The organism is Candidatus Endoriftia persephonae (assembly GCF_023733635.1).
In the GTDB taxonomy this organism is placed as follows: domain Bacteria; phylum Pseudomonadota; class Gammaproteobacteria; order Chromatiales; family Chromatiaceae; genus Endoriftia; species Endoriftia persephonae.
Genome location: NZ_CP090569.1, coordinates 1,051,467 through 1,071,415, shown reverse-complemented (window position 1 = coordinate 1,071,415; position 19,949 = coordinate 1,051,467). Strand labels below are relative to the sequence as shown.

The 19,949-nt window shown below is 60.6% G+C and carries 19 protein-coding genes; 2 read left to right on the top strand and 17 right to left on the bottom strand.

The features are described from left to right. Nucleotides 1-15: 15 nt before the first annotated feature. The 11 genes from lpxD to rpsB form a co-directional block, all read right to left on the bottom strand. Complete coding sequence (lpxD, locus tag L0Y14_RS04855; RefSeq protein WP_005959117.1) at nt 16-1,062, bottom strand: UDP-3-O-(3-hydroxymyristoyl)glucosamine N-acyltransferase; 1,047 nt, start codon at nt 1,060-1,062, stop codon at nt 16-18. Between the two features lie 15 nt (nt 1,063-1,077). Continuing rightward, nucleotides 1,078-1,590 carry an OmpH/Skp family outer membrane protein gene (locus L0Y14_RS04850; RefSeq protein WP_005959116.1) on the bottom strand — a complete coding sequence of 171 codons (513 nt, stop codon included), beginning with the start codon at nt 1,588-1,590 and terminating at the stop codon, nt 1,078-1,080. A 17-nt stretch (nt 1,591-1,607) separates the two neighbouring features. Beyond that, nucleotides 1,608-3,893, bottom strand: coding sequence for an outer membrane protein assembly factor BamA (bamA, locus tag L0Y14_RS04845; protein WP_251859263.1), 2,286 nt, complete (start codon nt 3,891-3,893; stop codon nt 1,608-1,610). Between the two features lie 178 nt (nt 3,894-4,071). After that, complete coding sequence (rseP, locus tag L0Y14_RS04840) at nt 4,072-5,436, bottom strand: RIP metalloprotease RseP (protein ID WP_005959114.1); 1,365 nt, start codon at nt 5,434-5,436, stop codon at nt 4,072-4,074. 23 nt (nt 5,437-5,459) lie between these two features. Further along, nucleotides 5,460-6,638: a 1-deoxy-D-xylulose-5-phosphate reductoisomerase gene (gene ispC / locus L0Y14_RS04835; RefSeq protein WP_006475412.1), complete on the bottom strand. Its 1,179-nt coding sequence runs from the start codon at nt 6,636-6,638 to the stop codon at nt 5,460-5,462. Continuing rightward, nucleotides 6,638-7,459 carry a phosphatidate cytidylyltransferase gene (locus tag L0Y14_RS04830; protein ID WP_005959112.1) on the bottom strand — a complete coding sequence of 274 codons (822 nt, stop codon included), beginning with the start codon at nt 7,457-7,459 and terminating at the stop codon, nt 6,638-6,640. Before L0Y14_RS04830 ends, ispC begins: the two co-directional genes overlap by 1 nt. Nucleotides 7,460-7,463: 4 nt before the next feature. Beyond that, nucleotides 7,464-8,171, bottom strand: coding sequence for a polyprenyl diphosphate synthase (gene uppS, locus L0Y14_RS04825; protein ID WP_006475413.1), 708 nt, complete (start codon nt 8,169-8,171; stop codon nt 7,464-7,466). 107 nt (nt 8,172-8,278) lie between these two features. Further along, the gene (frr, locus tag L0Y14_RS04820; protein WP_006475414.1) at nt 8,279-8,836 is read right to left on the bottom strand and encodes a ribosome recycling factor; all 558 of its coding nucleotides are present in this window, start codon (nt 8,834-8,836) and stop codon (nt 8,279-8,281) included. 1 nt (nt 8,837) lies between these two features. Beyond that, on the bottom strand, nt 8,838-9,560 hold the full coding sequence (pyrH, locus tag L0Y14_RS04815; RefSeq protein WP_005959109.1) for a UMP kinase: 723 nt from the start codon (nt 9,558-9,560) through the stop codon (nt 8,838-8,840). A 78-nt stretch (nt 9,561-9,638) separates the two neighbouring features. Further along, the gene (gene tsf, locus L0Y14_RS04810) at nt 9,639-10,523 is read right to left on the bottom strand and encodes a translation elongation factor Ts (protein ID WP_005959108.1); all 885 of its coding nucleotides are present in this window, start codon (nt 10,521-10,523) and stop codon (nt 9,639-9,641) included. A 99-nt stretch (nt 10,524-10,622) separates the two neighbouring features. Next, nucleotides 10,623-11,357, bottom strand: coding sequence for a 30S ribosomal protein S2 (rpsB, locus tag L0Y14_RS04805; protein ID WP_198295043.1), 735 nt, complete (start codon nt 11,355-11,357; stop codon nt 10,623-10,625). Between the two features lie 276 nt (nt 11,358-11,633). Between rpsB and map the strand changes: the two genes are divergently transcribed. Both map and glnD read left to right on the top strand, forming a co-directional pair. Next, nucleotides 11,634-12,416 (top strand): type I methionyl aminopeptidase, encoded by a 783-nt coding sequence (gene map / locus L0Y14_RS04800; RefSeq protein WP_006475415.1) that lies wholly within the window; start codon nt 11,634-11,636, stop codon nt 12,414-12,416. Between the two features lie 5 nt (nt 12,417-12,421). After that, a complete protein-coding gene (gene glnD, locus L0Y14_RS04795) occupies nt 12,422-15,076 on the top strand; it encodes a [protein-PII] uridylyltransferase (protein ID WP_005959105.1) in 2,655 nt (884 codons plus the stop codon). 7 nt (nt 15,077-15,083) lie between these two features. On the opposite strand, the gene L0Y14_RS04790 is transcribed toward glnD, so the two are convergent. The 6 genes from L0Y14_RS04790 to L0Y14_RS04765 all read right to left on the bottom strand — a co-directional run bounded on the left by L0Y14_RS04790 (nt 15,084) and on the right by L0Y14_RS04765 (nt 19,945). Continuing rightward, on the bottom strand, nt 15,084-15,257 hold the full coding sequence (locus L0Y14_RS04790; RefSeq protein WP_005959104.1) for a class I SAM-dependent methyltransferase: 174 nt from the start codon (nt 15,255-15,257) through the stop codon (nt 15,084-15,086). Between the two features lie 286 nt (nt 15,258-15,543). Further along, a complete protein-coding gene (locus L0Y14_RS04785; RefSeq protein ID WP_005959103.1) occupies nt 15,544-15,951 on the bottom strand; it encodes a hypothetical protein in 408 nt (135 codons plus the stop codon). A 28-nt stretch (nt 15,952-15,979) separates the two neighbouring features. Then, the gene (locus tag L0Y14_RS04780; RefSeq protein WP_005959102.1) at nt 15,980-16,369 is read right to left on the bottom strand and encodes a VOC family protein; all 390 of its coding nucleotides are present in this window, start codon (nt 16,367-16,369) and stop codon (nt 15,980-15,982) included. Further along, on the bottom strand, nt 16,366-17,451 hold the full coding sequence (locus L0Y14_RS04775) for a hypothetical protein (protein WP_006475416.1): 1,086 nt from the start codon (nt 17,449-17,451) through the stop codon (nt 16,366-16,368). The genes L0Y14_RS04780 and L0Y14_RS04775 overlap by 4 nt, the downstream gene beginning before the upstream one ends. A 27-nt stretch (nt 17,452-17,478) precedes the next feature. Next, nucleotides 17,479-18,561 carry a threonine synthase gene (gene thrC, locus L0Y14_RS04770; protein ID WP_006475417.1) on the bottom strand — a complete coding sequence of 361 codons (1,083 nt, stop codon included), beginning with the start codon at nt 18,559-18,561 and terminating at the stop codon, nt 17,479-17,481. 70 nt (nt 18,562-18,631) lie between these two features. Continuing rightward, the gene (locus L0Y14_RS04765) at nt 18,632-19,945 is read right to left on the bottom strand and encodes a homoserine dehydrogenase (protein ID WP_005959099.1); all 1,314 of its coding nucleotides are present in this window, start codon (nt 19,943-19,945) and stop codon (nt 18,632-18,634) included. Nucleotides 19,946-19,949 lie beyond the last annotated feature (4 nt).

Genomic DNA, 19,949 nt, shown 5'->3' with positions numbered 1-19,949 from the left:
CGCTCTCCCCACTCTTCAATCTTTTGGCTGGCTGACATTACCCAGCAACTCTTTGACTTGTTTTTCAAGTTGCTTCAGGCGCTTGGCAAAATCATCCAGATGGCGGATCCGGGCCACGGCCCTTTTCCAGGCACTATTCTCGGTCGCAGGCAGGCCGCTGCTGTAGTAGCCCGGCTGTTCAAAGGAGCGGGTTACCAGCGCTTGACCGGAAAAGTGCACATTGTCACCGATTTTGATGTGTCCAACCACACCGGACGCACCGCCGAAAGTACAGCCGCGGCCAATTCGGGTTGAGCCGGCGACGCCGCTAAGCCCCGCCATCGCGGTATCTTCTCCCACCTGCACGTTGTGCGCGATCATGATCAAGTTGTCCAGCTTGACCCCGTCCGCCAGTACCGTATCGTCCAGGGCGCCACGGTCGATGGTGGTGTTGGCACCAATCTCGACCCGCTTGCCAACACGCACCCGCCCCAGCTGCGGTACTTTCTCCCAGCGCCCCTGGTCGTTGGCCAGGCCAAAACCGTCGGCGCCCAACACCGCACCGGGGTGAATCAGGCACCGCTCACCGAGCTCGGTATCGCGGCAGAGGGTGACCCGCGCTACCAGCCGCGATCCCGCCGCAATTTTACAGCCAGGCTCGATCACGCAGCCCGGCCCAATATAGACTCCGGCACCGATCATCACATCGGCACCGACCACCGCACAGGGTCCGATCCAGGCGCTGGCATCTACCGCAGCACTCTCATCCACCACGGCACTGGGGTGACGGCCCGGCTCAAATCGCGCGGGCGGAAACAGCTGCGCGGCGATACGCGCATAGGCCAGGTGCGGATTATCACTGATCACCACTGCGGCGTGACAGTGCTCCGCATACTCGGCAGAGAGAATCACCGCAGAGGCTTTGGTATCCGCCAGGTAGTGCCGGTATTTCGGGTTGGTGAGGAAGCTGATCTGGCCGGAAGTCGCGCCGGAGAGCGTACCGACCCCGCTGATCCTGAGATCAGGATCACCCCGAAGTTCCGCCCCAACAGAGGCAGCAAGGTCCCCCAGCCGGCTCACCATACCCCACTCCTCCCGCTATTTCGAAACCAGTTCCCGCAGCTTCTCCAGCACCATCTCTGAGATATCGATCCGCTTGCTGAAGTAGACCACGCCGTCGGAGACGATCAGGTCGATATTCTCCGCCTTGCCGACATCGCGGATCACCTCCCGCACCTGGGTCCGCAGCTTTTTGAACTCCTCGTTCTGGCGCAGGTTGAGGTCCTCGCGAAACTCGGTCTGTGCATTTTTCAGCTTGCGACGACGGGAGAGAATGTCGCGTTCAAGGCGTTTGACCTCGGATTCGCTCATCACCGTACCGTCCCGCTTCAGCTTTTCCTCCAGCTGCTTCAGTTGGCTCTGGCTCGACAGCAGATCCTTCTCACGGCGGGAGAACTCCTTCTGTAGCCGCTTGCGGGCCGCCTGGTACTGGGGGGACTCCTCAAACACCTTGGTCGCGTTGACAAAGGCGATCCGGTAATCCTCTGCCATCGCGGCGCTTGCGCCGGCCAGCAACAACACCAGAAAAACAAATTTCAAAACTCTATTCACTATTTACTCCTACTGCATCAATAGGTCGTACCAAAACTGAACTGAAGCGTCTCGACTGAATCACCCGACTTATCATTCAATGGATGACCGAGACTAAACGCCAATGCACCCACTGGCGATAGCCAGGATACCATTACGCCAGTGGACATCCTGATCTCATCCCAATCGATACTGCCTCCATCACGCAGATCAAACACATTGCCCGCATCGAAGAAGACCCCCCAGCGCATGGTTTTTCTGAAGGAATCCATTGGCGGCGGCATCAAAAGTTCGACCTGGCCGATCAGCTTGCTGTTCGCCCCCAACGCCCTGTCGGTGGAGTCCTTAGGACCGAGGGTATTATCTTCGAAGCCACGCACCGATCCGATACCACCGGCGAAAAAGTTGCGGAAGAAGGGCAACTCACCGCCAGAGTAACCCTCGCCATAGCCAAGTTCCCCGTTGAGACGCAGGGTCAGCGAACGGCTCAGCGGCAGATAGTGGGTATGACGGTAGTTGATCCGGTAATATTGGAGGTCACTGCCCGGCACATTCATCTCCAGCGACAGGCGTTGATGCCCGCCCCGGCTGGGAAATATGGCGCTATCGCGACTGTCGCGGTTCCAACTGGCCATCAACTCCACGTCGTCAAATTCGTCGCCGTTGCGGTCCTTGAAGTCGATCACCTCGTCGGAAGGGGAGTCTCCCAACACAAAACGGGTATGTTCATAGGCGAGACTAAGCCTGAAGCGATCATGCTCGGTCAGCGGCAGACCAAAGTTCACTCCCAGACGACTCACATCGGTGGAGTAGCTAGAGATATTCAATTCGGAAAAGTCGGTCTCCTGGAAGATCGCCTCAAAGCCGCGACTGATGCCATCGATGGTGTAGTAGGGGTTGGTATAGGAGAGGTTGACCCGCCGGTTGGCCTTACTGGTGTCAAAGCCCGCGCTGACATGTTTGCCGGTACCCAGGAAGTTATCCTGGGAGATACTGCCGTTAAAGATGATGCCCTGGCTCTGCGAGTAGCCCACACCAGCCGCCAGGTTACCCGAAGGCTTCTCGTTCACCTTGATCTCGATATCCACCTGGTCATTGCGGCCGGGTACCGCCGGCGTCTCCAGCGTGACCTCATCGAAATAGCCCAGACGCTGCACCCGCTCGCGGCTCAGCTTGATCTTGCCACCGGAGAACCAGGCAGATTCCATCTGACGCAACTCACGCCGCACCACCTCGTCACGGGTATTGGTATTGCCGCTGATGTTGATGTTACGCACATAGACCCGGCTGCCGGGATCAACGAAATAGGTGATCGCCACCTCGCGCTTCTCTCGATCGATGTCGGGGATGCTGTTGACGTTGGCGAACGCATAGCCGGCGTCTGCGAGTTTGCTGCTGATGCGCTCCGCACTGGCGGTAGTCTGCTTGCGTGAGAAGACCTCGCCACGTTTCAAGTGGATCAGCGGGAAGAATGTCTCGGTGGGCAGCTCCAGATCACCCGCCAGTTTGATCTCGCTGATCGTGAAGACATCACCCTCGGTGAGTACCACGGTAACGTAGATGTCCCTCTTGTCCGGGGTGATCGAGACCTGGGTCGAGTCGATCTTAAAGTCGATGTAGCCGCGATCGAGGTAGTAGGAGCGAAGCTTCTCCAGATCTCCGGCGAGTGCCTGCTTGGAGTATTTGTCCTTGTCCGAGAAGAATTCGTACCAGGCCGGCACACCGAGCTGGAACTCATCCAGCAGATCGTCGTCATCAAATGAATCATTGCCGATGATGTTGATCTTCTTAATGCGTGCCGAAACGCCTTCAGAGATCGTTATCGCCACCGCCACCCGATTGCGCTCCAGCGGCGTCACCGTGGAGTCAATCTTCACTCCGTACTTGCCACGGGAGAAGTATTGCCGGTTCAGCTCCTGCTCCACTCGCTCCAGCAGGGCGCGCTTAAAGACTCGACCCTCGGCCAGTCCAATCTCCTTCAGCCCCGCCTTGAGCTTATCGGTCTCCAGATCCTTGTTACCCTCGAAGCTGATCTCGGCAATAGCGGGGCGCTCCTGCACCACTACCACCAACACATCGCCATCCTGCTCCAGTCGGATATCCTTAAAAAAACCGGTCTTGAACAGGGCACGGATGACCTCAGCCGTATCACCCGGCTCCAACCGCTCTCCCACCTTCACCGGCAGATAATTGAAGACGGTGCCCGCCGCAATGCGCTGCAGACCCTCGACGCGGATATCGCGCACCACAAAAGCGTCCGCCCCGGCAACAGCGGCCATAGAGAACAGCAGAAATCCGACCAGGGATCTTGTCAGCGCACCCATAAAAGACTCAAAAACCTGATTAGTATCCGTGTGGCACGACCCACCACCAAAGCCTGTCTCCAGGCCCCAGCGTTCCCGACAACAAAAGAGTTGGAAAAACCGGACGTTATTATTACAGCCGCGCTAGTATAAGGGATCTTCCCTGGTTAGCCTACCGCGCCCATCCCCCTGCAACGTTTCAGCCGAGCAGCCGATTGATGTCCACGTAAAACGCCAGCCCCATCAATGCCAACAACAGCAGCATGCCGATCTTCTGCCCCTGCTCAACAAACCGTTCCGACAGGGGACGGCCCTTCACCGCCTCGAGCAGGAAAAACAGCAGATGACCGCCATCGAGCACCGGCACCGGCAGCAGATTGAGCACACCGAGACTGATACTCACCACCGCCAGAAACTTGAGAAAATAGACCAGCCCGTAACTGGCCGACTTGCCAGCCGACTCAGCGATCGAGATCGGCCCGCTCAGGTTCTTCACCGAGACCTCGCCGATCAGCATCTTGCCGAGCATCTTCAGCATCAGCGAGGAGAGATCCCAGCTCTTCTGCAGCGCCTTACCCAGCGCCTCCACCGGTGGATAACTGACCTCCACCTGGAACTCATCCATCAGCCCTTCAGGCACCTGCACGCTGGCGCCAATGCGCCCAATCGGCTTGCCCTCGCTCTCGATCTTCGCAGGTGTCAGCTCGACAAAGAACCGCTCATCGCCCCGCTCGACCTCGACCTGCATCGGTAACGCAGGATGAGCCCGCACATACTTCACCCAGGCGCTCCAGCTGGCCAGCGGCTCGCCATCGACGCTGAGCAGCCGATCCGCCACCTGCAGACCAGACTGTTCAGCCGGCTCACCCGGCAGCAGAGCACCGATCACCGCCGGCAGATGGGGGCGCTTCGGGGCCAGCCCCAGACGCAACAACAGCTGCCCATCCTCTGCCATCTGATGCAGATTTTTGGTCTCAAGCCAGCGCACCCGCTGACGCCCCGACTCATCTTCAGTAGTTACCGCCAAGCGCTGATGCTCGATCGATTGCGCCAGCAACGCGTAGACGACGCTCTCCCAGGTGAGCGTCTCCTCACCGTCCACTGCCAGGATCTGATCATTTACCTCAAAACCGGCCTGCGCCGCCAGCGATTCCGCTTCGACACTCCCCACAAGGGGCTTCAGACCGATGTCGCCACTGACAAAGATCAGCCAGAAGGCGAAGATCGCAAACAGAAAGTTGAATAGCGGACCGGCCACCACGATGGCACTGCGCACCGCCAACGATTGCCGGTTGAAAGCGCGATCCAGCTCCGCTTCAGGGACCGGCGCCTCACGCTCATCCAGCATCTTGACGTAGCCACCCAGCGGGATTGCCGCCACCACATACTCGGTCTCATCCCGCTTGCCCTGCCAACGCCACAGGGTGCGGCCAAAACCGATCGAGAAGCGCAGCACCTTAACCCCAAGCTTGCGCGCCACCCAGAAGTGGCCAAACTCATGGACTGCGATCAGGATCGCCAGCGCGAGCAAAAAGGAAAGTAGCGTAAACAATAGGGAACCCATCGAAACCTCCGGCAGTCAGGGCGTCAGACCCTTTCCCGCACCACTTGTTCCGCATACTCCCGTGCGCGGTGATCCTGCTCCAGCAGCAGTTCGAGAGTCTCTGCCGGTTCGACGGCAAAGGCATTCAAAGTCTGCTCCACCACCTGTGGGATGCCAAGGAAGTCGAGATTTCCCTCAAGGAAGCGTGCCACCGCCACCTCATTCGCCGCATTCAACACCGCCGGCGCGGTACCGCCCGCCTCGATCGCCTGATAGGCGAGACGCAGACAAGGGAATCGCTCGGTGTCTGGGGCCTCGAAATCGAGCCGCGCCACCGCAAATAGATCGAGGCTGCCGACCCCCGACTCGATCCGCTCCGGCCAAGCCAGGGCGTGGGCGATAGGGATTCGCATGTCAGGATTACCCAGCTGCGCCAGCACCGAGCCGTCGTTGTACTCCACCATCGAGTGGATCACACTCTGCGGATGCAGCACGACCTCGACCTGCTCTGGTGAGGTGCGGAACAGCCAGCAGGCCTCAATCACCTCCAACCCCTTATTCATCATGGTGGCGGAGTCGACAGATATTTTGCGCCCCATCTCCCAATTAGGGTGGGCGCAGGCCTGCTCCGGGGTGACCGCACGCAACTCATCCAGGCTGCTGCGGCGAAACGGTCCGCCGGAAGCGGTCAGTAGGATCTTTTTCACGCCGACCTGCGCCAGCCCCCGCTCAAAGTCAGCCGGCATGCACTGGAACACCGCGTTGTGCTCCGAATCGATGGGCAGGATCTCGGCGCCATGCTGGCGCGCCTCCTCCATAAACAGATGCCCGGAGACCACCAGCGCCTCCTTATTGGCCAGCAGCAGCCGTTTGCCGGCGCGCACCGCCGCCAGCGCCGGCAGCAGCCCGGCGGCGCCGACGATCGCCGCCATCACATAGTCAGCCTCGGGCATCGAAGCAACCCGCTCCAAGCCGACCACACCAGAGAGCACCTCGATGTTTAGCGACTCATCCCTCAGCCGCCCGGCCAGCGCCTCCGCCGAAGCCTCATCGGCCATTACCGCCACCTGCGGGCGGAACGCCTGGCACTGTTGAAGCATCCCCTCCACATCGTGGTTGGCAGTCAGCGCCACCACACGATAGCGCTCCGGGTGGCGCGCCACCACGTCCAGAGTGCTGACTCCGATCGAACCGGTGGAACCCAAAATCGTCAGCCCTTTCATCACACTCTGCCCATCACTATCAGACCCAAAACGAACACCGGAGCTGCCGCGGTCAGGCTGTCGATCCGATCCATCATGCCACCGTGGCCCGGCAGCAGCGTACCACTGTCTTTCATGCTGCGCTGACGCTTCATCAGGCTCTCAAACAGGTCACCGGCTACTGAGAAGATCGTGGTCAGCAGACAGAGCAGCAGCAGCCCGGGATAGTCGGCTAGTGGCGCCTCCAGCCACCAGCCGAGCCAGAGTCCCAGCAGCAGCGCACTAACCAGCGCTCCATAGACTCCCTCTCGACTCTTGCCCGGGCTGACCCGCGGTGCCAGCTTGACCCGCCCCCAGCGCCTGCCGGCAAAGTAGGCACCGCTATCTGCACCCCAGATCAGCACCAGCAGGAACAGCATCAGGCCGGGGCCCCGCTCTGCGGTGTAGTGAAGATAGACCAACGAAAACCAGGTCGGCACCAGCACCAACAGCCCTTCGGCCGCCTGTAGCGGGCTGAAACCCTCGAGGCTCACGCCACCCGGGTAACGCCACAATCGCAGGATATTAAACAGCCACCAGAGCACCACCAGACTCAGCAACGGCATGACCCAGCCGTGCTGATCAAACAGCAGCGATACCGCCAGCAGCGCAACAGTGACCAGCAAGATATAGAGGGAGCGGTGCAAACAGAAGCCAAGACCTGAGAGTCGCCCCCACTCATTGGCTCCTAGCGCCAGAGCCAGCCCCAGCAGCATCGCCAGATAGAGACTTGGGAGCAACAGCACCGCTGCTACCACCAGCGGCACCAGTATCAGAGCAGTCAGCAGGCGCTGTTTGAGCATGTGCTCAGAGATCCTTGGCCGATTGCGTCTCCACCACCTGCTCGCCGGTGCGACCGAAACGACGCTGCCGACGGGAATAGTCGGCAATCGCCGCGTCGAGGGCAGCGGCATCGAACTCAGGCCAGAGCAGATCGGTGAAGTAGAGCTCGGAGTAGGCCGCCTGCCAGAGCAGAAAGTTGCTCACACGGCACTCGCCGCCAGTACGGATGAAGAGGTCGGGATCAGGCAGATCAGGGAAGGCAAGCTGCGCCGCCAGTGCCTGCTCGTCGATGGCATCGACATCGATCTCACCGGCAGCCGCCTGCCGGGCCAGTCGACGCGCCGCGCGAATGATATCCCAGCGGCCGCCGTAGTTTGCCGCCACCTGTAATATCAGACCACTGTTCGCCGCAGTCAGCGCCTCCACCTCATGGATGCGTCGCTGCAGTTTTTCCGGAAAGGCTGTGCGGTCGCCGATCACCCGCAGCCTGACACCGTTGCGGTGCAGGCGTCGCGCCTCCTTTCTGAGGGCGCGGATGAACAGATCCATGATCAGGCCGACCTCTTTCTTCGGCCGCTGCCAGTTTTCACTGCTGAAGGCGAACAGGGTGAGCACCTCTATGCCCTGCTGCACGCAGTGTTCCACCACCTTGCGCACCGATTCGACACCGGCGGGATGACCAGCGTAGCGCGGTAAACCCCGCTGCCTTGCCCAACGACCATTGCCGTCCATAATGATTGCAATGTGCCGGGGAAGCTGGGGGGGCGTCCCGGTGCTGTCGGTCTGGCCTGCTGTGCTCATAAGGAGCTGAAATCCTGTTGCTAATCTCGCCTTGACGATCAGAACTCCATCAGATCTTTCTCTTTTACCGCCAGGACTTCATCGATGGTCTTGACGTGCTGATCGGTCAGTTTCTGGATAATCTCCTGGCCACGGCGCTCGTCGTCCTCGGAGATCATCTTCTCTTTCACCAGATCCTTGAGATCGTGGTTGGCGTCGCGGCGGATATTGCGCACCGCCACCCGTGCTCCCTCCGCTTCATTGCGCGCTATACGGATCATGTCCTTGCGGCGTTCTTCGGTAAGCGGCGGCATCGGCACCCGGATTACGGTGCCCGCCGACATCGGATTGAGGCCGAGATCGGAGGTCATGATCGCCTTTTCCACCGCCTGCACCATGGTCTTCTCCCAGGGGGTCACGGCCAGGGTGCGAGCATCCTCGATATTGATGTTAGCCACCTGATTGAGTGGCGTCTCGGAACCATAGTAGTCGACCTTGATGTGGTCGAGCAGGCTTGGATGGGCCCGCCCGGTGCGGATCTTGGCCAACTCGTTGTGCAGCGCTTGGACACTCTTGTCCATGCGTGTTGCTGCATCGCTTTTGATATCGTCGATCATCTCACTCTCCGCTCTCAACCAAGGAGCCGATCGCCTCTCCGCGCATCAGACGCATCAGGGCACCATGTTCGTTGACATTCATGATACGCAACGGCATGCCATTGTCACGACAGAGCACGATCGCCGTTGCGTCCATCACCTGCAGATTCTCTGCCAGCGCTCGATCGTAACTGAGCACCGGATAGAATTCAGCATCGGCCACCTTCACCGGATCGGCGGAGTAGACGCCGTTCACCTTGGTCGCCTTGATCATCAGATCGGCCTTGATCTCAATCGCCCTCAGCGAGGCGGCGGAATCAGTGGTGAAGTAGGGATTGCCGGTGCCGGCCGCCAGGATCACCACCTCACCAGCCGCCAGACAGGCACGCGCCTGACGAGCGGTGAAGCCCTCGCAGACATCCGGCATCGCCAGCGCCGACATCACCCGCGTCGGCACACCGATGCGCTGCAATGCATCCGCCATCGCCAGCGAGTTCATCACCGTCGCCAGCATCCCCATGTGGTCGCCGGTGACCCGGTCGATGCCGCCCTGGGCCAAACCGGCGCCGCGGAAGATGTTGCCGCCGCCGATCACCATGCCGACCTGCACGCCAGCCTCGCTCAGTTCTTTGACCTCGCCGGCAACCCGCGCGATCACATCCGGATCAATGCCGAAGTCGCCGCTGCCCATCAGGGCCTCACCGCTAAGTTTGAGTAGAATCCGCTGGCAGATCAGTTCCGACATGGTTTACCGCATTCCTTGTTTTGTAGGGATTGGAAGACTAGGCTGCCGCCCCTGGTGGGGCAGCGGCCAGATTTCGCATCAGAGTTTGGCCTGGGCCATCACTTCGTCGCGGAAGTTCTCCTGCTTCTTCTCGATGCCCTCGCCCACTTCCAGACGCTGGTACTGGATGATCGAAGCACCTCGACTCTTGAGCAGTTTCTCCACGCTCTGGTCGGGATCCTTGACAAAGGCCTGTCCCAGCAGGGTGTTCTCGGCGAGATACTTGCGCATCCGCCCCTCCACCATCTTCTCGACGATGTTATCGGGCTTGCCGCTCTCCTGTGCCTGGGCGGTGACGATCTCACGCTCTTTCGCCAGCATCTCCTGGGGCATGCTGTCGGCATCCAGGCAGACCGGGTTGGTAGCGGCGATATGCATTGCCAGATCCTTACCCAGCGCCTCGTCGCCACCCTCCAGCTCGACCACCACACCGATGCGCACACCGTGACGGTAGCTCACCAGGCTGCCTTTGCTGCTCTGCAGGCGGGCAAAGCGACGCACATTCATGTTCTCACCCAACTTCGACACCAGCGCCTCGCGGGCCTGTTCGACGGTGGTCTCCTCGCCCTCGTGCAGCGACTGCCCCATCAGCGCGGCGACATCCTCAGCACCGCTGCTGAGGGCGCGCTCGGCCACTGCGTCGGCAAATGAGGTGAAGTTCTCGTCCTTACCGACGAAGTCGGTCTCACAGTTGACCTCAACCATCACCGCGCTACTGTTGTCATCAGAGAAGCTGATCACGATGACGCCCTCAGCCGCGGTTCGGCCGGCTTTCTTCGCCGCTTTCGCCTGACCGGACTTGCGCATCGCTTCGATCGCGGCCTCAACATCGCCATCCGTCTCAACCAGTGCCTTCTTGCACTCCATCATGCCTGCGCCGGTACGCTCGCGCAGCTCTTTAACCAGAGAGGCTGTAATCGCCATGTTCTGTCCTACCTCTGTAGATTCGTAACTTCAAACGAAAAGCGACCGGATCGCGCCTACCACGCGGATCCGGTCTGAGCAGAATATCGCTATCGGGGTTTACGCGTTGTCGTCTTTGACCTCGACAAACTCATCCCCAGCGCCAGATGCCGCCACATGGGCCGCGCTGGCGCGCCCCTCCAAGACTGCCGCAGAGGCGCCCTGCACAAACAGTTGGACCGCGCGGATCGCGTCATCGTTGCCGGGAATAACGTAATCGATGTCATCTGGGTCGTTATTGGTATCGACCACGCCGACCACCGGAATACCGAGCTTGCGCGCTTCAGCCACTGCAATGTTCTCGTTGCCCACATCGATGACAAACATCGCATCGGGCAGACCGCCCATATCTTTGATACCGCCGATGCTGCGATCGAGCTTCTCCATCTCACGCTTCAGGCCCAAGCCTTCCTTCTTGTTAAAGCGCTGCTCGACACTGCCGTCCTCGAACATCGCCTCAAGCTCTTTCAGACGTTTGATCGACTGCTTGATGGTCTTAAAATTGGTCAACATGCCGCCCAACCAGCGATGGTTAACGAAGGGCATGCCGCAGCGCTGCGCCTCTTCGCGGACCGCATCACGGGCAGCGCGCTTGGTACCAACAAACAGAATCTTGCCGCCGTTGGCGGAGAGAGAACCGATGTAGTTCATCGCATCGTTGTAGAGGGGCAGGGTCTTCTCAAGATTCACGATGTGAATCTTGTTGCGATGACCGAAGATGTAAGGACTCATCTTCGGGTTCCAGTAGCGGGTCTGATGACCAAAGTGCACACCAGCCTCAAGCATCTGGCGCATAGATACAGAGCTCATATAAATCTCCTAATTGTATCGGGTTAGGCCTCCATACACCCCATGCCCCGACCCCGCAGCAATGCTGCTGAGCACCCCGGTACATGTGTCGATGTATGTGCGGATTTGGTGGACTGCGGCACGATCTGCGCCTGCCACCACAATAATGCGAACCGTTTGCGATTCGGCGGGGCGTTTTATACCATACCCGCCGGACTGCGACAAACCCTCCCGCCGCTTCATGTGGCTGTATCCCCCGGACCACCAACCAAATTCAAGCCCATGAGCGTCACCATCAAAACCGCCCAGGAAATCGAAAAAATGCGCGTTGCGGGCCATCTTGCCGCCGAGGTCCTGGAGATGATCGAGCCGTACGTGAAACCGGGCATCACCACCGCAGAGCTCGACCAGATCTGCCACGACTACATCGTCCACCAGCAGCAGGCGATCCCGGCACCGCTCAACTACCGGGGCTTCCCCAAATCGATTTGCAGCTCGGTCAACCAGGTTGTCTGCCACGGCATACCCAACGAGAAACGACTGAAGAAGGGCGACCTGATCAATCTCGACATTACCGTGATCAAGGATGGCTACCATGGCGACACCAGCCAGATGTTCCTGGTCGGTGGAGGTAGTGTGTTGGCGAAACGATTGATGGATATCACCCAGCAGGCGCTGTGGATCGGCATCCAGCAGGCCAAGCCCGGCGCCCAGCTGGGCGACATCGGCCATGCGATCCAGGATTTCGTCGAACAGCACAACTACTCGGTGGTACGCGAATATTGCGGCCACGGCATCGGCAAGGAGTTTCACGAAGACCCGCAGGTGCTGCACTACGGCAGCCCCGGCACCGGCCTGGTGCTGCAACCCGGCATGTGCTTCACCATCGAACCGATGGTCAACTCAGGCAAACGCCATGTGAAGCTGCGCCCGGACGGCTGGACCGTAGTGACCCGCGACCGCAGCCTCTCAGCCCAATTCGAACACACCCTGCTGATCACGCCCGAAGGCTGCGAGGTACTCACCCTGCGCCAGAACGAGACCCAGTTCGCCAGCGGTCACTGACATCCATGCCCAAGATTGAATTTGACTTTCAACCACTGGATCAGGCGTTGCAGGCCGACACCTTTCCGTTCGCCAAATTCCAGACCACTCTGAAGCAGGGTACGGCGCTAATTCAGGAAAAATATCATAAGGGTGTGGCGATCGATCAGCTGGTCTGCGCCCGTGCCCGACTGATCGATGAGTTGCTGGTCCGTGCCTGGCGCCACCATTTCAGCGACGCCAGTGGGGTCGTGCTGGTGGCAGTGGGGGGCTATGGCCGGGGCGAACTCCACCCCGCCTCCGATATCGACCTGATGCTGCTGCTCGAGAGCGAGGCCGAATTCGAACAACAGCGGGAGCCACTGGAGGCGTTTCTCACCGCCCTCTGGGACATCGGTCTGGAGGTGGGTCAGAGCGTGCGCACCATCACCGACTGCGTGCGCGAGGCGGAGCAGGACATCACCGTCGCCACCAACATCATGGAGTCGCGGCTGCTGACCGGGCCTCTGGCGCTGTTTGAATCGATGCGCGAGGCCACCGGCCCCGACCGGATCTGGAACAGCCGCGAGTTCTTCGAGGCAAAGTGGAAGGAGCAGCAGGCGCGCCACGCCAAATATGAAGACAGTGTCAGCAACCTGGAACCCAACATAAAAGAGGGGCCAGGCGGCCTGCGCGATATCCAGATGATCGGCTGGGTGGTGAAACGCCACTTCCGCGCCGAGACCCTGCAGGATCTCGTGCTGCACGAATTTCTCACCCAGGATGAGTACAACACCCTGATCGAGGGCCAGAACTTCCTCTGGCGGGTGCGCTTCGCCCTGCACACTCTCACCGGACGCGCCGGGGACCGTCTGCTGTTCGAGCATCAGCGCGCGCTGGCCGCCGAGTTCGGCTATGACGACGACTCGGCCAACCTGGCGGTAGAGCAATTTATGCAGCTCTACTACCGCACCGTGATGGAGCTAAGCCGCCTCAATGAGATGCTGCTGCAGCTGTTTCAGGAGGCGATCCTGCTGAAAAATCGGCTGGACGAGCCGGTGCAGCTGAACCGCCGCTTCCAGCAACGCAACGGCTTCCTCGAGGCCAGCAGCCCCGAAATCTTCAAGCACACCCCGATCGCCCTGCTGGAGCTGTTTCTGACCCTGCAGCAGCATGCCGAGCTGAAAGGGGTGCGCGCCCGCACCATCCGCCTAATCCGTGACCACTGCCACCTGATCGACGACGCATTCCGTCAGGATATCCAGGCCACCAGCCTGTTTATGGAGATCCTGCGCCAGCCCGAAGGTATCACCGAACAGCTCCGACGCATGAACCGCTACGGCGTGCTCGCCGCCTACATCCCGGCGTTTGCCAATATTGTCGGGCGCATGCAGTACGACCTGTTCCACGTCTACACAGTGGACGAACACACCTTGATGGTGATCCGCAATCTGCGTCGCCTGGCGGTACCCAGCCACAACCATGAATACCCGCTCTGCAGCCAATTACAGCAGAATCTGCCCAAGCAGGAGCTGATCTATCTCGCCGCACTGTTCCACGACATCGCCAAGGGACGCGGCGGCAACCACTCAGAGCTGGGGCAGGAGGACGCCCTGGAATTCTGTCGCCGCCACCACCTCAGCGAGTACGATAGCCGCCTGGTGGCCTGGCTGGTACGCCGCCACCTGCTGATGTCGATGACTGCGCAGCGCAAGGACATCAGCGACCCCGAGGTAATCCAGGCCTTCGCCGAGCAGGTGGTAGAATTGAATCGGCTCGACTACCTCTACCTACTCACCGTTGCCGACAGCCAGGCAACCAATCCAAAACGCTGGAACTCCTGGAAAGAGGCCCTACTGCGCGATCTCTACACATCAACCCGACAGCTGTTGCAGCGCGGCCTCGGCAACCCGCTGGCGCAGGAGGAGCTAATCAGTGAAAAGCAGGCGGAGGCGCGCCAGGGACTGATAGCACAAGGCTACTCTCAGGAGCGCCTGGAGCAGCTCTGGCAGAGCTACAACCCCGAATATTTCCTGACCCATTCGGTAAACGCCATCTGCAGCCAGAGCCGCCTGATCCTCGACACTCCGAAGCGCGAACTGCCACTGATCGCGATCCGCCAGACCGAACATCGCGGCGGCACCGAGGTGATCTACTACGGCATCGAACGGGACAACCTGTTTGCCCTCAGTACCACCCTGCTCGACCAGATCGGCCTCTCTATCGTCAACGCACGCATCATGAGCACCAGTCAGGGCTACTCACTCAACTCCTTCCTGGTCCTGGAAGAGGATGGCTCACCGGTCACACCAGGTGAGCGCACCGATGAGATCCTCGACAGCATGCGCCTCGGCATGAGCCAGACGGAGGCCGACTGTTTCCGAGTGCAACGCCGCATCCCGCGCCAGCACAAGAGCTTCGACACCCCAACCCGGATCTTCTTCTCCCAGGATCTGACCCACCACCGCACCACCATGCGGCTAGTCACCCTCGACCGACCCGGCCTGCTCTCCGAAGTCGGGCAGGCCTTCCTCGCCTGCGGCATCAGCCTGCAGCACGCCAAGATCTCCACCATCGGAGCTCAGGTGGAGGATATCTTCTTCATCACCGACCGCGATAAACAACCCCTGCAAGAAGAGCAACAGTTGGAGTGCCTACGGCGCTCTATCGCCGAGCGGCTGCCAAAGACACCCGAGGAGTGAGCCGACCTCAGGGCTTGATCGCCTCAATGCTGGCCGAAACAACATACTCCTCCACGCTCCGGCCTGGCGCCCAATCCTTGATGAACGCCCGCGAGCTATCCTTTGGCTCAATGCCGATCTCGACCAAGCCGGCGGCAGCCATGAACCGCAGCTGATCGATGATCAGCGAAGCACCGACCATGCACCCGGAGCTGTCACAATCTGAAGCAGGACCCGATCTCCATTCCCGCTCCCGCCCAACGCGAATTTATTTCCTGTGACCCTTGTCACGGTCGCTATTCCGAGCAAGGTTTAGGATCTCTTCAACAAAGAGAGCTGAGTAGCACTGCCATAGCAGCACGGCAACTGCTACTGAAAAGCCTATTTGCTAGCCCCTCCTCTGAGCAGCACTTATAGCCCCCGAAAGGGGGTTTCTTTTACCCGCACGTACAGTCGCGCCCCGCCTGAAGCGACCGTCTCCTACCCGATCACTCACGCCGCACGCTTCTCTTCGCCGCCTTCTTCAGCTTCACAACACGCACGATCTCCCAGATCATGCCACCCACCGACCCCCAAAATCCGCCCAGGATAACGAACATGAAGAGGGGACGGGTGGCGAGAGATTTCAGCAACAGACTATCAGTGGCATCTACCATAAAAGAGACAAGCCAGGCTATCAGCAGTGCCCCGAGCAGGCCGGCGATCAGTGCATGCAGCATGCCTGCCTCCCGGCTGCTCTTGGCGCAGAGGAGCCCGGCCAGGATCCACAGCGCCGAGGCGGTGAGCAGTTGCGGGCCAGTCGCCTGAGTGGCGCCAGCCAGCAGAGCCAGGCCGATCATCACTGCAGTCAGCACAAGGACCAGCAGCATTCCCAGCAGAATAGCTTGATAGCGCATTTCAAGAGTTCCTGTTTAGAAGAGAAGGTTATGAGGCAGAGAGCGGAGTCTCGACAAACTCCAGCGCGTTGCCATCGGGGTCGCGGCAAAAGAGTGCGCGCCGTCCGGAGCGGCTCAGAGTATAGGCGACACCGGCCGGCTCCAGCCGCGCCTTGAGTCTGTCGAGATCAGCGACCTGCAGCGCCAAATGGCGATCCCGCCCACCATGAGCGGGACGCCCCGCGACCGGATCGGGATTGGGCAACTCCAGCAGATGGATCTGCTGCTCACCCAGCGCCAGCCAGGCTCCTGGAAAGCCCAGATCAGGACGAGCCTTGATCGACTCCAGCCCCAGCAGACCGGAGTAGAAGCTGAGTGCGGTATCAGTATCTGCCACGATCAGGCTGACATGATGGATGCCATTGATCAGATCACTCATGGATGGTTACTCTCCAACAGTTGCAGAATCGGCTGGGCTCGACGCCAGAAACGACGCATGGCGCCAGAGGTGACCCGATAGCCACGACCAGTGCAGGGATAGATGGTGAGCTGCCTGAACTCGCCCTGTCGCAGCAGACTCGCCACTTCCGCCTCCAACTGCTCAAGCGCCTCGATCCAGAGATAGGGGTCGGCATTCAACACCGGGGAAAGCAGAGCAGACCAAGTACGCAGGGTTGCCCCATCGCTGGCGATAAATCCATCCCGCTCATCGGCATGCAGATCGACAGCTGCCAGCCGCGCCAGTCCGAGTGCGGTCGGATCATCCGAGCAGACAGCTGCAAAGCGCGGCTTCGGCGACTGCGGCAGGCACCCGCCCCCCGACAGCCAGAGTCCGTTGATCGCGATCCGCCCGGCAAGCTCACGCTGACGGTTGGGCTCCGCATTGAACAGCAGCATCTGCATCTCGTTCAGCAGCCTGCGCCAGTGGCGCGCATCGTCACCCTGGGGCAGAAACATCTCGATGTTGCGCCCCACCACCGACTCCAGCGACCGGGTCTGCAGATCGGGAGCCTCAACAAGGCGGAGATACCAGCGATCGGGGTGGGGGGCGATCAGCTCAAGGCCATCGTCGGCAAAGTGCCGATTGAAGAGCGCCAGCAGCGTCTCGGACTCCTGCTGCTCAATCTGCAACAGCTGATTGTCAAACAGCAGCAGCCGGTCGCGATCGGGACGCAGATGCACCGGGTCGGCGCGCATCCAGAAGCTATCCCCCGGAGCCACGCCATCACCCAGCAGATCCACCGCACCGCGGGGCAGATCATGCCCGGTTTCCGCTTCGATACCGAATAGGCCGAACAGGGTTGATGGGAAATCACTGCCCTCCACCGGCACCTGGTCAGCTCGGGCCAGCAGGCGTTCGATCAGTGGGATTGCCGGCAGCCGGCCGGAAGCGGCCAGATTCGGCATCGGCCCCAACAGACCGGGGATCAGCAGATGGAGTTCGGCGTTGGATTTCGCCATAGAGATAAAACGGGCAGGAGCGCTGCTGGCGGCGCGAACAGACTGGCTCAGCCTTCGCACCTCAAGCGGCGCTCCTACGGGTTTTGATTAGTCAGCCATATTGTCGAGGATCGCGCGCTTCACCGCTTCCAGCTCCGCGTCGACGGTCATCACCGGCGAGGTCGACTGCTTGATGGCGGTGTCAGGATCCTTCAGGCCGTTGCCAGTGAGGGTGCAAACGACCTTGCTGCCCTCGGGGATTTTGCCCGACTTGATGTCGCGCAGCGCACCGGCTAGGGAGGTGGCGGAGGCGGGCTCGCAGAACACGCCATCAGTCTGCGCCAGCAGCTTCTGCGCCGCCAGGATCTCCTCATCGGTACACTCATCGAACCAGCCGCCCGACTCCTTCTGCACCGTCCACGCCTTGTCCCAGGACTGGGGGTTACCAATGCGGATCGCTGTGGCGATGGTATCCGGATCCTTCACCGGACCGCCACGCATGAAGGGCGCGGAACCAGCCGCCTGATAACCCACCATGGTCGGCTTGTTGTTGACGTTGCCGTGCTCGAAATACTCCGTGTAGCCCATCCAGTGGGCGGTGATGTTGCCCGCGTTACCCACCGGCAGGCAGTGGTAGTCGGGGGCGCACTCCAGCTCTTCGATGATCTCGAAGGCGGCGGTCTTCTGCCCCTGCAGGCGGAACGGGTTGATCGAGTTGACGATGGTCACTGGGGCATGCTCGGCGATATCTTTCACCAGTTGCATACCGTCGTCGAAATTGCCGCGGATCTGCAGGGTGACGGCGCCATACATCATCGCCTGGGCCAGCTTGCCCATCGCGATCTTACCCTCGGGGATCAGCACAAAGGCGGTGATGCCGGCCCGTGCCGCATAGGCTGCCGCCGATGCCGAGGTGTTGCCCGTGGAGGCACAGATGATCGCGGTAGAGCCCTCCTCCACCGCCTTGGTCACCGCCATGGTCATGCCGCGATCCTTGAACGAGCCGGTGGGGTTGAGCCCCTCATACTTGACGTAGATATCCACATCCTTGCCGAGCGTGCGGGGGATGTTGTTGAGACGGATCAGCGGGGTGTTACCCTCACCGAGGGAGATGACGCGGGTGTCGTCGTGCACTGGCAGGCGATCGCGGTACTTGTCGATCAGGCCGGTATAACGGGATCTGAATGGCATGATGGCTCCTAAAATACTTTTAAATATCGTTTGGCCAGACCACTGCAGCTGATCTGGCGCTTTAATTCGCTCAGGCGTCGAGCTGCTCAACACGGATCCGCATCACCTGGCCGCTGACGCTATCAAGGGCCTCGATCTGCGCGATCGCCTGGTTCATCTGCCCCTCCACCACCCGGTGGCTAAGCATCACCAGCGGCACCAGGCTCTCGCCCTCTGCCGGCTCCTTCTGCTGGATCGCCTCGATGCTGATTCCCGCCTCGCCGAGGATGCCGGCGATGCGCGCCACCACACCGGGTTTGTCCTCCACCTGGATGCGCAGATAGTAGGCGGTCTCGACCTGTTCCATCGGCAGGATCGGCAGGTCGGCCAGCTCGCCGGGCTGGAACGCCAGGTGCGGCACCCGGTTCTCCGGATCGGTGGTGAGGGCGCGTACGATGTCGACGATATCAGCCACCACCGCCGAGGCGGTGGGCTCTGCACCAGCGCCGGCACCATAGTAGAGCGTTGGACCCACCGCGTCGCCCTGCACCAGCACCGCGTTCATCACCCCATCAACATTGGCGATCAGGCGTCGCTCCGGGATCAGGGTCGGGTGTACGCGCAGTTCCACGCCTTTGTCGGTCTTGCGGGCTATACCCAAATGCTTGATGCGGTAGCCAAACTGGTTGGCGTACTCCACATCCTGGCGCTCAATTCGGGTGATGCCCTCGGTGTAAGTCTTGTCGAACTGGAGCGGGATGCCGAAGGCAATCGAGCCAAGAATCGCCAGCTTGTGCGCCGCGTCTATCCCCTCCACGTCGAAGGTGGGGTCGGCCTCAGCGTAGCCCAGCGCCTGGGCCTCCTTCAGCACATCATCGAAGTCGCGCCCCTTGTCGCGCATCTCGGTGAGGATGAAGTTGCCGGTGCCGTTGATGATGCCGGCGAGCCACTCGATCCGGTTTGCCGCCAGTCCCTCACGCACCGCCTTGATGATCGGGATGCCACCAGCCACCGCCGCCTCGAAGGCCACGGTGACGCCCTTGCGCTGCGCTGCCTCGAAGATCTCATTGCCGTGCATGGCGATCAGCGCCTTGTTGGCGGTAACCACGTGCTTGCCGTTCTCGATCGCCTTCAGCACCAGCTCTTTGGCCGGAGAGTAGCCGCCGATCAGCTCGACGATGATCTGCACCTCCGGGTTGTCGACCACCGCAAAGGCGTCGTCGCAGACCTCGACCTGATCCAGCCCCAGCAAGCTGTCGGCATCATAGGCCTTGGCAGCAGCGTGGGTGATGCGAATGCCACGTCCGACGCGGCGCGCAATCTCTGCCGCGTTGCGGGTCAGTACATTCAGGGTACCGCCGCCGACGGTGCCCAACCCCAACAGACCTACTTTGACCGGATTCAAGCTT

Bases quoted from the DNA above. Each gene is read 5' to 3' on its own strand.
- lpxD (WP_005959117.1), bottom strand. From the start codon at position 1,062: ATGGTGAGCCGGCTGGGGGACCTTGCTGCCTCTGTTGGGGCGGAACTT.
- bamA (WP_251859263.1), bottom strand. From the start codon at position 3,893: ATGGGTGCGCTGACAAGATCCCTGGTCGGATTTCTGCTGTTCTCTATG.
- rseP (WP_005959114.1), bottom strand. From the start codon at position 5,436: ATGGGTTCCCTATTGTTTACGCTACTTTCCTTTTTGCTCGCGCTGGCG.
- ispC (WP_006475412.1), bottom strand. From the start codon at position 6,638: ATGAAAGGGCTGACGATTTTGGGTTCCACCGGTTCGATCGGAGTCAGC.
- L0Y14_RS04830 (WP_005959112.1), bottom strand. From the start codon at position 7,459: ATGCTCAAACAGCGCCTGCTGACTGCTCTGATACTGGTGCCGCTGGTG.
- uppS (WP_006475413.1), bottom strand. From the start codon at position 8,171: ATGGACGGCAATGGTCGTTGGGCAAGGCAGCGGGGTTTACCGCGCTAC.
- frr (WP_006475414.1), bottom strand. From the start codon at position 8,836: ATGATCGACGATATCAAAAGCGATGCAGCAACACGCATGGACAAGAGT.
- pyrH (WP_005959109.1), bottom strand. From the start codon at position 9,560: ATGTCGGAACTGATCTGCCAGCGGATTCTACTCAAACTTAGCGGTGAG.
- tsf (WP_005959108.1), bottom strand. From the start codon at position 10,523: ATGGCGATTACAGCCTCTCTGGTTAAAGAGCTGCGCGAGCGTACCGGC.
- rpsB (WP_198295043.1), bottom strand. From the start codon at position 11,357: ATGCGCCAGATGCTTGAGGCTGGTGTGCACTTTGGTCATCAGACCCGC.
- map (WP_006475415.1), top strand. From the start codon at position 11,634: ATGAGCGTCACCATCAAAACCGCCCAGGAAATCGAAAAAATGCGCGTT.
- glnD (WP_005959105.1), top strand. From the start codon at position 12,422: ATGCCCAAGATTGAATTTGACTTTCAACCACTGGATCAGGCGTTGCAG.
- L0Y14_RS04790 (WP_005959104.1), bottom strand. From the start codon at position 15,257: ATGGTCGGTGCTTCGCTGATCATCGATCAGCTGCGGTTCATGGCTGCC.
- L0Y14_RS04785 (WP_005959103.1), bottom strand. From the start codon at position 15,951: ATGCGCTATCAAGCTATTCTGCTGGGAATGCTGCTGGTCCTTGTGCTG.
- L0Y14_RS04780 (WP_005959102.1), bottom strand. From the start codon at position 16,369: ATGAGTGATCTGATCAATGGCATCCATCATGTCAGCCTGATCGTGGCA.
- thrC (WP_006475417.1), bottom strand. From the start codon at position 18,561: ATGCCATTCAGATCCCGTTATACCGGCCTGATCGACAAGTACCGCGAT.